Genomic DNA, 14634 nt, shown 5'->3' with positions numbered 1-14634 from the left:
CCCGAAGGCGCTTTTTAAAGGTTGGTTCTATTTTAGATTAGAACTTAACTGTTACACCACCGTAAATAGTACGGCCGATAGTGTCGTAAACTTCTGGAACAGTACCAGCATCACTGCCGTTAGTTACGTAAAGAGGTTTCTCATCAGTAAAGTTCTTCACACCTAAACTAACAGTTGTGCTGTCATTTACATGGTAAGTACCAGAAATGTTGTGATACAGAATTGAATCTACACCTCTTACTGCAACGAATGGGTTATCGTTCGCATCATAGTCAGTGTAAACATCATCCATTGATCTGATATAACGGTTGAAGTACATCACGCTCCAATCATCTTGACCTGCAGAGATGCTGAAGTTGTTACGTACGCGGGCATAAGCTCCCGTATTACCATCGATTGTGCCAGTATAGTTTTCACCATCCTGTTCGAACTTAATCAAGTAAGTAGTATCGTTACTCACTTTCCAATCTAAACCAAGTAGCTCAAAGTTATAAGCTAAGTTGAAGTCAACACCGCTGGTGTCCTGTGAGCCTACGTTAGTCAGTGCACTTGTTAAGTTGAATAAGTCACCATCAGCTGTGATATTGAATGTGCTACAAGCTTCTGTATCACCACCATGACACGCGTCTAAACCAACTTGCACGTCTGCACGAGCAATTGCATCAGTGACTTTGAAGCGCCAGTAGTCAAGGGTAATTGACATGCCATCAATATAGCTTGGCGAATATACTAAGCCTGCAGTGTAAGATTCTGACTCTTCAGGTTTCAAATCTGGATCAGATGTACGGTTAACTAAAATCTGTCCAGTTTGATCACTCATAGGTAACCAAGGATTAGTTAAATAATCAAATGAACCTGAGTTACCGCCATATAGCTCAGCAACGCTAGGAGCACGGAAACCGGTAGCAGCTACAGTGCGAACCATCAGCTCATCTGTTGCAGTGTAGGTTAAACCAATTTTCCAAGTAGTCGCTTTACCGAAAGTAGAGTAATCGTCTAAGCGTAGTGCAAATTCACCCGTTAGTTTTTCCGTAAATGGCACGCTCACTTCTTGGAAGATAGAAATAACGTTGTAGTTGCCACTTGTAGGATCTTGTTGAGCGGCAGTACTGTCACCTGCAACAACAATTGCATCTGGATTGTAGAAACCACTTTCACGACGGTATTCAGCACCAATAGCGAAACCCACGGCTCCAGCACTCAGATCGAATAATTCACCGTTTAAGCCTGCAGATAATGTTTGCTGCTCATTACCACCCGTCTCTTGCTGATCATAAGAAACATCCTTCATCTCATCAGTCAAAGGAGAACCTTCAAACCAAGCATATGGGTCGGCATAGATTGAATTAGCCATCAATGTTGCGTTAATAGAGTTAGCAACACCTGTCTTAGCTTCGTTCTTACCAAATGTGTAATCCACATTCCAATTCATACCCGTATGAACGTCTAAAGAACCTGCTAAACCAGCTGATAAACGCCAAGTATCAGTATCTTGGTTATAAATACGCGGGCCAACATCCTTCATACGTCTATTGTATTGCACTTGTCCACGGGCATCAGCTTCAATACCAGCATCAATCATGCCTTGGTCAAGGGTCAGACATCCTGCTGTAGGATCGGTAACTCTTGGATCACCACACACATTCAATTTGATTTGAGCTGGCTGTGCTGCAAGCTGTTGGTTAGAACGGCGATTGGTATAAATAGCATCCGCAGTCAGAACAACATCATTGCCTAGCTCTTGCGTCATATTTGCAAATAAGCTACGGCGCTCACTTGGTGTTTGGAAATAGACATCATTTGAGTAGTCATAAGTCGAAGTTCTTTTAACCCAATTACCGTTGGCATCGATAACTTTTTGATTTAAAGCACCCGTTGGGATGATAGAACTGGTATTGTCCAGTGGATCATACCAATCACGGTCACCTTGAACTACACCACGACGATCTGAGTAAGCCGCACCAAAGGTATAGTTACCGCCTTCAGTATTGAAGCCGTACAATGCGCTGATGTCACCGTTTTCGCCGTCACCTTTGTCGGTACCGCTGCCGTTAAAGTCTAATTGGAAACCATCGAAATCTTTCTTAGTGATGATGTTAACTACACCGGCAATCGCATCAGAACCGTATACCGCTGAAGCGCCGTCTTTCAGGATTTCAACGCGAGCGATCATAGCAACTGGGATAGAGTTTAAATCCACAGCACTGTCAGCACCTGAACCTGAGTTCACCATACGACGACCGTTCAGCAATACGAGAGTACGTTGCGAGCCCATACCACGTAAGTCAACTTGTGCAACACCGTCCGCACCGTTGTTGGTGGTTGAACCAACCGCAGCACCCGCCATAGAGGTTTGAACTTGCAACATTTGGTCTACAGAGGTAAAGCCTTCGGCTTTAATTGCAGCAGCATCAATAACGGTAACAGGAGAAGCTGTTTCCATATCTTGACGTTGAATACGTGAACCCGTGACTTCAATACGTTCTACTTTTGCAGTCTCTTCAGCTGCAAATGCGCTTGATGCTACAAAGGTACCAGCAGCAATTGAGCTAACGACAGCTAAATTAATAGCCGACGCAACTTTGGTTCTTTTGATCATGAATGAATGCTCCCTAGATCTTACTATTATTTTTATGCTTACAGTTTGTACGACAATTTGCTGTACGACTGTTGCGCTTGATACTGAGGATTCACTTTCATTCAGTCAATCTTCATTTTTTTAACTTTAAAAGTCATTTTGTTTATCATCGTGATGGATGTTGTAACTTATTTGTTTAATTCAAATACCAAATACAAATCAACCCTTATTAACAGCATTAAAAACCGTATATTTAAGTAATTAACAGTGATTTAAACTGTTAAGAAAATAACATTTAACAAACATTGGATTACCTCAAATATGTGATGTGTGTCACACTTTTTTGCATGATAACTATCTAGCACACAGAACCATATGTCGATTAATTATGGAGAAATATGCATATTGGTAATCATTGCAACAGAATGAATCGTGTAAAAATCAGGGATTTCACAGCGCGCACTGATACAAAATGAATAAATTGTGATTTTTATGCACCGCAAGTGTGCAATACACACAAATGCAACAATTCATCGCCAATTTGGAACAAGCATAAATATGAGGTGCTTTAGGATGAGATAAGGGTTAAAAAGCGGAAATAAACAGCATCTACGGAATAAGAAAGCGTTGAACCACCCTACTCTGAATGCTGTTTTTATAAACAATACAAATGTCATTCCGAGTTGTTTCAACTCAACATATAAATACATTTGTTTTATTATTGTTAATTCATTAGATTAAATATTATTTATAAACAAAATAAGATTATTATTTAACCGAATAAACTTAAATAAAAACAGCACTCCAATGACTAGTCTGCGTCATAGTCAATTAAGTGAAACCGACATTCATTAAATAATATTCATCTTAATGATTTGGATGTGGTTCGTTCTAGCGGCAACATTATCTGGTGACAAAAAGGACAATAATAAAATCGGTAAAAACAAAAAGCGGCCAAGGCCGCTTTTTGTTAACAAGGTCATCCTTCTTGGATGTTACTCTGGTTTTATCATGCCAAAATGCAGATAGGCTCGGGTTGTGGCAATACGACCACGTGGAGTACGTTGGATAAAGCCTTGTTGGATAAGGAAAGGCTCCAATACATCTTCAATGGTTTCACGCTCCTCACCAATAGCCGCGGCAAGGTTATCAAGCCCTACAGGGCCTCCCATAAACTTATCGATAATAGCAAGCAGCAGTTTTCGATCCATATAATCGAAACCTTCGCCATCGACATCGAGTAAATCAAGCGCCTGCTCCGCAACTTTTTGCGTTACAGCACCGTCGTGTTTCACTTCCGCATAGTCACGCACTCGACGCAGTAAACGGTTGGCGATCCTCGGTGTTCCCCGTGAGCGTTTGGCAATTTCGGTGGCCCCTTCACTATCAATGGCCAATCCCATCACCTGTGCCGAACGGGTCACAATAGTGCTTAAATCTTTGACATTATAAAACTCGAGCCGCAGTGGAATGCCAAAACGCGCCCTTAGCGGAGAGGTTAACGCCCCTGCCCGCGTGGTCGCCCCCACTAAGGTAAAAGGCGGTAGGTCCAACTTAATTGAGCGTGCAGCAGGCCCCTCACCAATCATAATATCCAGCTGATAGTCTTCCATAGCAGGATACAGAATTTCTTCGACGACAGGACTTAAGCGGTGAATTTCATCGATAAAAAGCACATCCCCCGCCTCAAGATTGGTGAGCAGCGCCGCCAAGTCCCCGGCTTTCTCGAGCACAGGCCCCGACGTCGATTTGATGTTCACCCCCATTTCATTAGCCACGATCATGGCTAAGGTGGTTTTACCTAACCCCGGCGGGCCGTAGATCAGCATATGGTCTAAGGCTTCTTCGCGATTCTTTGCCGCTTGAATAAACACTTTTAATTGGGCACGCGTATCATCCTGCCCAGTATATTCATCGAGCAATTTAGGGCGCATGGCCCTGTCGATAACATCGTCTTGACCTTGCAGCTGCGGCTGGATCAGTCTATCTGCTTCAATCATTTACCTATTCCTGTTACCGCATCGACATACGGCACTTGCTATTTTGGTGCAGTTGCAACCTAACTGGCTGCAAAAATCGCGTACCGCAATATAACACTAGCCTTAATGAAAACCATGCCATTAGAGCATCGATTTTAACGCGGCCTTAATCAAGGTCTCACTGTCCATGCCTTCTTTATAGGCGGCAGAAACGGCTTTACTCGCCTGTGGTGGTTTATAGCCGAGGGAGATCAAGGCTGAAATCGCATCCTCTTCGGCACTGTTGACCGTCGGAGCCGGTGAATAGTTAGATTGCAGCACGAACTCACGCTCAGAGCCTACGGATGCCTCCATCAAGCTCTTCAATTTATCGCGCATCTCAACCAATAAACGTTCGGCAGTCTTTTTACCGACACCGGGTAATTTCACCAGCGTCACTATATCATCACGCTCGACACAGCCCACAAACTCGCTGGCGGTCATGCCAGAAAGAATGGTTAACGCCAGTTTAGGACCCACACCGTTGGCCTTGATAAGCAAGCGAAACAGTGAACGCTCTTGTTTAGTGATAAAGCCGTAAAGCAGCTGGGCATCTTCACGCACCACAAAATGGGTATACACTGTGGTCGGTTGATTGACCTCGGGGAGTTCATAGAAGCTGGTGAGGGGCATCTGTAACTCGTACCCCACGCCATTGACATCAATCAACACCTCTGGCGCTTGCTTTTCAATTAACACGCCACGTAAACGACCTATCATCTGTACCGTCCATATGTTCTTGTTGTCGCTCGGCCGCTTAAGGCGACCAAACTTTGATTGGTGTGATAATGACATACCGCAACGCCGAGCGCATCCGCAGCGTCGGCCTGTGGCGCCGCGGGCAGCTTAAGCAATTGCTGGATCATATGTTGAACCTGTTCTTTCTTGGCTCGCCCCGTTCCGACCACCGCATTCTTAATTTGGGTAGCACTGTATTCGGCAACGGGTAAGTTGGCTACTGTCGCTGCCACGATAGCCGCACCACGGGCTTGGCCCAATTTCAAGGCCGAGTCGGCATTCTTGGCGAGAAACACCCGCTCAATCGCAAATTCATCGGGTTGGTATTGGCGAATAATTTCACTGATCCCATCAAAGATTTGCTTGAGTCTTAATGGTAAATCCTCGCCCGAGGTGCGAATGCAGCCGCTGCCCAAATAAAGTTGCTGTCGCCCTAGGCATTGGATAACGCCGTAACCTGTGATCCGAGAACCAGGGTCAACCCCTAAAATAATCGCCATGCTATCCCTAATGTCTGTGCTCGACTTTATTCAACCTAGATAACGGCGGTTGTAAGCCGAGCAACAGCACAAAAAACATCAATAAATCAAAGGTAAATTTAAGGTGACCCTATAAGCAAGATGCGGTGTCTAAACGCTGGTTCAAAGCTCAGTGTTAAACGCTTGCTCTATGTAAGAACCAAGCTCTGTCGAGCTCAGTTCCGGCCACCTACTCAGATAAAAATCAAATTTCAGCTTGGGTTTACCCTAAACTTTCCATAATCTCATCGGAGATTTCGGCATTATGATACACCTCTTGCACATCATCGTGCTCTTCGAGGGTATCGATAAGACGCATAAACTTCTCCGCCGTCTCGGCATCTAACTCCGCTTTGGTCGAGGCTATCATCGCGATTTCGGCGTTATCACTGACAAATCCCGCCGCATCGAGGGCATCTTTCACCCCATAAAACTCGGTCGGTTCGGTAAATACGTCAATTGCACCATCATCGTAACTCACCACATCTTCGGCGCCCGCTTCTAGCGCCGCGTCCATCAGGGCGTCTTCATCAGTACCCGGCGCATAGGACAACACGCCGCGCTTAGTGAACAAATAGGCAACCGAACCATCGGTCCCTAAATTCCCACCCGATTTACTAAAGGCATTACGCACGCCGCTCACGGTACGGTTACGGTTATCTGTCATGGTCTCGACCATCACAGCGGTGCCGCCAGGGCCATAGCCTTCGTAAATAATGGTTTCGAGTTGCTGACCTTCAAGCTCACCGGCGCCACGTTTAATTGCGCGCTCAATGGTGTCGCGGGTCATGTTGCCGCCAAGCGCTTTATCGATAGCGATACGCAGACGCGGGTTTGAATCGGGATCCGAGCCACCTTCACGGGCTGAAACCGTTAACTCGCGGATAAATTTGGTAAAGAGTTTACCGCGTTTGGCATCTTGCGCTGCTTTGCGGTGTTTAATGTTGGCCCACTTACTATGACCTGCCATGGGAGTTCTCCTCTACACATAGCCATTGCACATCTTATCAATAGCCTAAGGTAACCTTGACGGCGCCTCTTGTGAGGTTCCAACAGCCAATGTTCCTTTACACAAAGATTGACGGCAAATTCAGTGACGTCGATAACGCAGATATTGATAAGAAATGAAATGACGGGGTAAAAATAGACCGAGGCTTGCGCCTCGGTACTCGATAATCACTAAAGATTAGTCTTCAGTCTTCGCGGCTTTCACCACGGAAATACCTAGTTCAGCTAATTGTTGTGGGTTAGCAAAACCTGGGGCATTGGTTAACGGACACGCCGCTGTGGTGGTTTTCGGGAAAGCCATCACATCACGGATTGAGCTTGCGCCCGTCATCAGCATGATAATACGGTCTAAACCGAATGCCAGACCCGCATGTGGTGGCGTACCGTAGCGCAGCGCTTCGAGTAAGAAGCCGAATTTCTCTTTCGCTTCTTCATCGGTAATGCCAAGAATACGGAATACCGCAGATTGCATCTCTTGGTTGTGAATACGAACTGAACCACCACCTAATTCACAGCCGTTTAATACCATGTCGTAGGCATCTGACACACGGTTAGCCGGATTGGCTTCCAGCTCTTGTGGTGTCACGCCACGTGGCGCAGTAAACGGATGGTGAACCGCGTGGAAGCTGCCGTTGATCTTCTCAAACATTGGGAAGTCAACCACCCACAGTGGACGCCATTGACCTTCGAGCAGATTAAAGTCTTCACCGGCTTTAAGACGCAGTGCGCCCATAGATTCAGCAACCACAGTCGCGTTATCGGCACCAAACAGGATGATATCGCCCGTTTGTGCGCCAGTACGGCTGATGATTTCGTTCACAATGCCTTCGTTCAAGAACTTCAGCACAGGTGATTGAATGCCTTCTAACCCTTGAGTCAGGTCGTTTAGCTTCATCCAAGCTAAACCTTTAGCACCGTAAATACCGACAAACTTAGTGTAATCATCGATTTGCTTACGGGATAAGCTCGCACCACCTGGAATACGCAGCGCCGCAACACGGCCTTCTTCGTCATTAGCTGGGCCTGAGAATACCGCAAACTCCACTTCTTTGAGCAAGTCAGCCACGTCAACCAGTTCTAATGGGTTACGTAAATCTGGCTTATCTGAACCGAAACGACGCATGGCTTCGTTATAGGTCATACGTGGGAATTCGCCTAAATCGACGTTCAGCATCTCAAGGAACAGACCACGCATCATCTCTTCGGTCTTAGCCATCACCTGCTCAGACGTCATAAATGAGGTTTCGATATCGATTTGAGTAAATTCTGGCTGACGGTCAGCACGTAAATCTTCGTCACGGAAGCATTTTACGATTTGATAGTAACGGTCAAAGCCTGACATCATCAGCAACTGCTTAAACAGCTGTGGTGATTGTGGCAGCGCGAAGAATTGACCTTTGTAAGTGCGGCTTGGCACTAAATAGTCACGGGCACCTTCTGGCGTCGCCTTGGTCAGAATAGGCGTTTCGATATCTAAGAAGCCGTTTGAGTCGAGGAAACGACGCACGGCACTGGTCACTTTCGCGCGGAACATTAAGCGCTGCGCCATTTCTGGGCGACGTAAATCTAAATAACGGTACTTTAGACGCTGCTCTTCACTGTTGTTTTGATAGTTATCTAAGCTCAGCGGCAGCGGCTCAGAACTGTTGATGATCGTCAGTTCTTTACCTAATACTTCAATTTCGCCGGTCTTCATTTGCGCGTTGACTTGGCTATCAGGACGGGCACGAACCACGCCTTTTACCTGCACACAAAACTCGGCGCGCAGCGTACTGGCCACATTGAACACCTCAGGTAAATCTGGATCGTAAACCACTTGGACCAGACCTTCTCTGTCTCTTAAATCTAAAAAGACCACGCCACCCAAATCACGGCTACGATTAACCCAACCTACCAAGGTAACTTCTTGTCCAACGTGAGACTTATTGACGTCTCCACAATAATGACTGCGCATCTAACTCTATCCTTTATCCGGAAACCGGTGCTTTGGAAATAATCAAAACGAGATAAAAGCGGCATTATAGTCAAATAATGCCGATTACCAAAGTACTTCACTTTTAGGCGGTGAAGTATCAAACAGTTTTACGCCCTTGACTAGAGGCGAACGCACTATCTGCGTATAAGCGTTCAAAAAATCATCAAGCTAGGCGGTAGCAACGGCCACCCGCCGTTTTGGCTTGATACATCAGTTGGTCGGCTTTCTTCATTAACTCGATGGCCGTATCGCCATCGCGGGGATAAATGACCACGCCAATACTGATAGCCACCTCAACAGTCACCCCTTCTATGCTAAACGGTGACGATAACGAGTGCAGAATATTATCAGCAACTTGGGTCGCGGCATCGAGATCTTGCACACGATTTAGCAGGATCACAAACTCATCGCCGCCGAATCTTGCCACTGTATCAGAATTGCGAATGGCTTTGGTCAATAATCCCGCCACTTTTAATAGCAGTGCATCCCCCACAGGATGACCATATTGATCGTTAATTTGCTTAAAGCCATCTAAATCGATAAACAACAAGGCGAAATGGCTATGATCCCGCCGATGGGCAAGTAAGGCCTGTGACAATCTATCATCCAACAGTGCCCTATTAGGCAACTGGGTTAAGGCATCGTGGCTTGCAACATGCTGCAAACGCTTTTCAGCGGCAATTCGGCGAGTAATCTCAAGGTTTAAACGACGATTAACGACTAAAACCGCCACCATCACGCCAGATAACACTAACGCCCCGAGCAATAAATAACGGATCCATTGCAGATATTGGCTGTTATCCGTCGTTAAAGAAAAACTCACCCAATGGGAATAGATTTGTTGCTGCGTATGTTGATCGATTTGCCCCAATACGCGATTGATTAAGGGAACCAACGGTGCATACTGCGGATTAAGTCCGAAGTGGCTGTGCTGATCGGCTAAGTCACTGAGGAGTGACATTTTCAGCAACGGATATTGACCCGTTTTTAGCTCAGAGGCCAGCGTCACGACTTTATCGATAAACACATCTGCATGGCCATCGTTGACCGCCGAGAGTCCCGACTGGGTATCAGGCACCAGCACCAGTTTGAGCGAAGGCTGCAATGCCATCAGTTGCGCCACCAGATGGTAGCCCTCCACCACTGCAACCCTTTGTCCCGCCAATTGCGCCAGATTAAATACCGAGACTTGCTCAAGCTGCGACACTAAACCCCACGGCGATGGCCAGTAGGGTTCGCTAAAGGTTAAAAATTGCTGGCGCTCGGCGGTTTGAGCAATACTGCCCGCCAGTGCAATCTCGCCTGAACGCAAGGCGCCGATCAACGAATGCCAATCGTCAAAGGCGACGGGCTGAATATTAATCCGCAGTTGCTCGGCTAGCAGCTGGCTGACATCGCTATTAATCCCCGCAAACTGGCCTTGCTCATCGCTAAACTCCATTGGCGGCCACTGTTTCAAGTAACCGAGTTTAAGTTCACCGAGTTGCGAGAGGTAATCTTGCTCACTGCTTGAGAGTTGAACGCCGTGTAATCCCTTCTGGTTAAAAATGCGATCCTTAGGATTAAGCATCCATTTCTGCTCTACCTCGGCAAATTCCTGCATGCTAATACTGCGAAAACCATTAGTAATGCGCTGGGTTAAGCCGGGATCGTCACTGCGGGTCAGTACATACACATCGGTCGGAAACTCAAGCTCAGGATATTGATGAAATTCGGACCAAGCCTTATTTTGCAATAAATAGTGGGAAGTCCATGCACCCGCGGCAACAAAGCCTGCGATCTCGCCCGAGCGCGCACCCGCGACCATGCTGTCCATATTTTCGTAATAACGCAGCGTGACATCGGGCAGCGCTTTACGCAGCGCAACGAGATAAGGCGCTGTCGGCACAACACCGATACGTTTGCCTTTTAAACTCTGTAAATCGGTCAGTTGTTGCTGATATAAAAACAACCGACTCTTCACCGTATAGAGTTGCCATGCGCGGGTTAAGCCAGTTTTCAATTCGTCACTTTCAGGGTAACCAATATGCGCATCGGCTAAACCTTGGCGCACATCATTGACACTGGCATTCATGTCGCCCGAGATAAAATCCACATTAATGCCGGTCTTCGCCGACCATAGTTGCCAGAGATCCACATAAAATCCATGGGGCAAGCCATCGACGCCTAAATCGACAAAGGGCTCAACGCCTAGCTGCATCGCCACCACAAGACCCGCTTTTTGCCCGTGATAGCCTAACCAGCGGCGCTCGGTTTGTTGCACAAAACGTGCATCGAGTGAATGAAAGCCCTGATTAATCTTCTCGACTAAAGCTTGATTGCCTTTCATCACCGCGGGGACAAACTGCATGGCCTTGATTGGAATACGCGCACTGATGGGAAAACTGCCCGCAATCGCTTGGCTTGATGCGGGATCGCGTAGATAGCCATCGAGTCCAGCAAAGACGACCGTTTCGCCCGCTGCAACCCCCGCCAGCAATTTTTCACGGCTTTCATAATATTTGAAGACTAAATTCGGCTCGATACGGCGAAGCTCAGCCTCATGGGATGAGCCACTCACAATCCCGATTTGGTAAGGAATAAGTTCCTTAATGGACTTTTTACCCTGCAAGGATTTATGCAGGTAAAGATAGGTACTGACATCGGCAATAGGCTCTGCGAAATCAAATAACTGCTCACGTTCGGGCGTCTGTCCCATACCGATATGCACTTGGGCTTTGCCCTGCTGCAACTGCTGTAATGACTCATTCCAGTGGCGCGCCACAAACACTAATGGTGTATTGGTACGCTTGCCCCATTCCTTCCACAGATCCACTAATAAACCCGTGGCTTCGCCGTCGTTGTCGACAAACTGATAGGGAAAGCTGTCTTCCCCCATCACCACAATCAGTGACTCAGTCTGTCCTTGACTGGCGTTAACTGCGTTATTGATGAATATGCAACACAGGATCACGATAAGCTGGAGCACTAACTTCAACTGGGGTCCCTAGTACTTGATGTACAATGTAAATACTTTGTTATTGATGCATATTAGACAGAAATTTCGGGCAAATTACTAGCCGAGACTTGCTGCTAGTCAACGGGATTCGTTAAAATGCATGGCTGAATTTTCGAGATATTCCCAGATGAACGCTTCCCAAGATACTATCTACGCTCAAGCGAGCGAACACATTAGCGATTTCCAGTTTGATAATCGTGTCGCGGGTGTCTTTAGTGACATGATCCGCCGCTCGGTGCCTGGCTATACGCAAATTATCAATACTATTGGCGATTTTGCGGATCGTTTCGTCAAGCCTAATACCCAAGTCTATGATTTAGGTTGCTCTTTAGGCGCAGCCACTTTAAGTATTCGCCGTCAAATCCAGGGCCGCGATTGCCGCATTATCGCCGTGGACAATAGCGAATCCATGGTGACGCGCTGCCAAGAAAACCTCAATGCCTATGTGAGTGATACTGAGGTTGAGCTGATCTGCGGCGATATTCGTGATATTCACATCGAAAACGCTTCTTTAGTCGTGCTTAACTTTACCCTGCAATTTTTACCGCCAGAGGACAGAGAAGCGCTGATCGCGAAGATTTATCACGGTTTGAATCCCGGCGGTCTGTTAGTGCTGTCGGAAAAAATTCGCTTCGATGATGCGCCTATTCAAAGTGTGCTCGAAGAGCTGCACTTAGACTTTAAACGCGCCAATGGCTACAGCGAGCTCGAAATCAGTCAAAAGCGCAGCGCGCTCGAAAACGTGATGAAGCCCGATACCTTAACTCTCCACCAGCAACGTTTGACTCGCCAAGGGTTTAGCCACTTTAGCTTGTGGTTCCAATGTTTTAATTTCTCTTCCATGGTGGCCATCAAGTGATCAGTTTCAGCTCCTTTTACCAACAAATTGCCGATTCCAATTTGCAGCATTGGCTCGAGACTTTGCCAGCCATCCTCGGCAAATGGCAAAGAGAACATAAACACGGCAACTTACCCAAGTGGGAAAAAGTGCTCAATAAGCTGCACTATCCTGCCCCAGATCGCGTTGACTTTGTCAGCAGCGTCACCGTCGGCACTGGCGAGCAACTCACGCCCGGCGAAAAGGAAAAGCTTGAGAACCTACTGCGCTTGTTTATGCCTTGGCGCAAAGGCCCATTTCATATCCACGGCATTCATATCGATACCGAATGGCGCAGCGATTGGAAGTGGGATCGCGTGAGCCCACATATTTCTCCTTTGCAAAATCGCACTGTGCTCGATGTCGGCTGTGGCAGCGGCTATCACATGTGGCGCATGCTTGGTGCGGGCGCAAAACGGGTGGTGGGCATCGACCCTTCACCGTTGTTTTTATGCCAATTCGAAGCCGTTAAGCGCCTGAGCGGTGAAAATCACCCGGTGCACTTACTGCCACTTGGCATTGAAGAGCTGCCACCACTGGATGCATTCGATACGGTTTTCTCCATGGGCGTCTTGTATCACAGACGTTCGCCTATTGATCACTTGTTACAATTACGTGATCAGTTACGCATGGGTGGGGAATTAGTGTTAGAGACTTTAGTAATAGATGGTGATGAAAACGCCGTACTCGTCCCTCAAGATAGATATGGGAAAATGAATAATGTATGGTTTATTCCATCCGTCGCGGCCCTGATGCTCTGGCTAAAGAAGTGTGATTTCACAGACATACGTTGTGTCGACACCGATGTCACCGCCCTAGCAGAACAGCGCCGAACCGATTGGATGCCGAATGAGTCACTGGTTGAATATCTTGACCCTAACGATATCACTAAGACTATCGAGGGTTACCCCGCGCCGAAACGCGCAACGATTATTGCGGTGAAAAATCAACCCAATCAAGATTTGACCTAACGAGTTAGCTCCAGTGGCCTAATACGCTTATGCCTAGGTAAACCCTAGGCATAAAACCCGTTTTAACGCCAATAGGAAGTACTATGCTAAAGCAGTTGATCGCTATCGCCGTTGCCAGCAGCTTAATGGGATGCGCAGCGACAGAACCGACCGCCCACGCCCCCAAACCACTCGATACTGATACCTTTAATACCCGTCTTAATCAGCAGCAAGATCAATTAGTCGCTGCGATTAATCAGCAATGCCAGCCTGCGGATTTAACCTCGCTTGCGACACTCAACAGCCAAGTCGAGCAGCTCAGTCTGCAAATCAATCACTTAAATCAAGCGGCGAAAAACCTCACCGCACAAAAGCAAGCCGCGGTGGTGACGTCTGCGCCGAGCCAATGCCCCAAATCCGCCCTTGGGGATAAGTTTTTACTCGGTGAAATCGAAAATGTGTTTATCGATGAACTCAATGCCAGTTTTGCCACCCGCATTGATACGGGCGCAGAGTCCTCCTCCATCGATGCCCGTAATATCACGCTGTTTGAGCGCGATGGTGCCCAATGGGTACGCTTTGATGTGTATACTCAAGGGGAAAAACAGCCCGCGACGAATTTCGAATCTAAGGTCGTGCGTTTTGTGCGCATTAAGCAGGACGCCAATGAAAAGGACGATCGCCGCCCCGTGATCCACGCGCACCTTAAGATTGGCCAATATTCCGCAGAGACAGATCTTAACCTCACCGACCGTAGTCACCTCGACTATCCCTTATTGCTCGGCCGTAAATTTATCAAAGATATCGCCGTTGTCGATGTCGGCCAGCGCTATGTGCACGGTAAAGCCAAACCGCCCAAACCCAAACAACCCGATCCTGAACAACCTAAAGCAGAGTCAGCTATCGTCTCCAGCGGCAAAAAATAACCGCTTGAGCCAAGCCGTTTTACAAGCTGAGCATAAGAGCCGCTTGCG

The 14634-nt window shown here is 47.2% G+C and carries 10 protein-coding genes; 3 read left to right on the top strand and 7 right to left on the bottom strand.

Annotated elements, in window-relative coordinates; all coding sequences use genetic code 11:
• Positions 1-37: 37 nt before the first annotated feature.
• From SHEWANA3_RS10310 to SHEWANA3_RS10280, 7 genes are all read right to left on the bottom strand, one after another.
• Positions 38-2599, bottom strand: coding sequence for a TonB-dependent receptor (locus tag SHEWANA3_RS10310; RefSeq protein WP_011716953.1), 2562 nt, complete (start codon positions 2597-2599; stop codon positions 38-40).
• A 974-nt stretch (positions 2600-3573) separates the two neighbouring features.
• The gene (ruvB, locus tag SHEWANA3_RS10305) at positions 3574-4578 is read right to left on the bottom strand and encodes a Holliday junction branch migration DNA helicase RuvB (RefSeq protein ID WP_011716952.1); all 1005 of its coding nucleotides are present in this window, start codon (positions 4576-4578) and stop codon (positions 3574-3576) included.
• 120 nt (positions 4579-4698) lie between these two features.
• Complete coding sequence (gene ruvA, locus SHEWANA3_RS10300; protein WP_011626232.1) at positions 4699-5316, bottom strand: Holliday junction branch migration protein RuvA; 618 nt, start codon at positions 5314-5316, stop codon at positions 4699-4701.
• The gene (ruvC, locus tag SHEWANA3_RS10295) at positions 5313-5834 is read right to left on the bottom strand and encodes a crossover junction endodeoxyribonuclease RuvC (RefSeq protein WP_011716951.1); all 522 of its coding nucleotides are present in this window, start codon (positions 5832-5834) and stop codon (positions 5313-5315) included. Before ruvC ends, ruvA begins: the two co-directional genes overlap by 4 nt.
• 241 nt (positions 5835-6075) lie before the next feature.
• Positions 6076-6822, bottom strand: coding sequence for a YebC/PmpR family DNA-binding transcriptional regulator (locus SHEWANA3_RS10290; RefSeq protein ID WP_011622670.1), 747 nt, complete (start codon positions 6820-6822; stop codon positions 6076-6078).
• Positions 6823-7038: 216 nt separating this feature from the next.
• The gene (gene aspS, locus SHEWANA3_RS10285) at positions 7039-8814 is read right to left on the bottom strand and encodes an aspartate--tRNA ligase (protein ID WP_011716950.1); all 1776 of its coding nucleotides are present in this window, start codon (positions 8812-8814) and stop codon (positions 7039-7041) included.
• 184 nt (positions 8815-8998) lie between these two features.
• Positions 8999-11812 carry a transporter substrate-binding domain-containing protein gene (locus tag SHEWANA3_RS10280; protein WP_011716949.1) on the bottom strand — a complete coding sequence of 938 codons (2814 nt, stop codon included), beginning with the start codon at positions 11810-11812 and terminating at the stop codon, positions 8999-9001.
• Positions 11813-11960: 148 nt separating this feature from the next.
• Between SHEWANA3_RS10280 and cmoA the strand changes: the two genes are divergently transcribed.
• From cmoA to SHEWANA3_RS10265, 3 genes are all read left to right on the top strand, one after another.
• Complete coding sequence (gene cmoA / locus SHEWANA3_RS10275) at positions 11961-12692, top strand: carboxy-S-adenosyl-L-methionine synthase CmoA (RefSeq protein ID WP_011622667.1); 732 nt, start codon at positions 11961-11963, stop codon at positions 12690-12692.
• Entirely contained in the window at positions 12689-13681 is a 993-nt protein-coding gene (cmoB, locus tag SHEWANA3_RS10270; protein ID WP_011622666.1) for a tRNA 5-methoxyuridine(34)/uridine 5-oxyacetic acid(34) synthase CmoB, read from the top strand. Before cmoA ends, cmoB begins: the two co-directional genes overlap by 4 nt.
• Positions 13682-13764: 83 nt before the next feature.
• On the top strand, positions 13765-14586 hold the full coding sequence (locus SHEWANA3_RS10265) for an ATP-dependent zinc protease (protein ID WP_011716947.1): 822 nt from the start codon (positions 13765-13767) through the stop codon (positions 14584-14586).
• Positions 14587-14634: the final 48 nt, after the last annotated feature.

It is taken from the genome of Shewanella sp. ANA-3, from assembly GCF_000203935.1.
Taxonomy (GTDB): Bacteria; Pseudomonadota; Gammaproteobacteria; order Enterobacterales; family Shewanellaceae; genus Shewanella.
The sequence above is the reverse complement of the archived record's forward strand: the minus strand, read 5'-3'. Positions and strand labels throughout refer to the sequence as shown.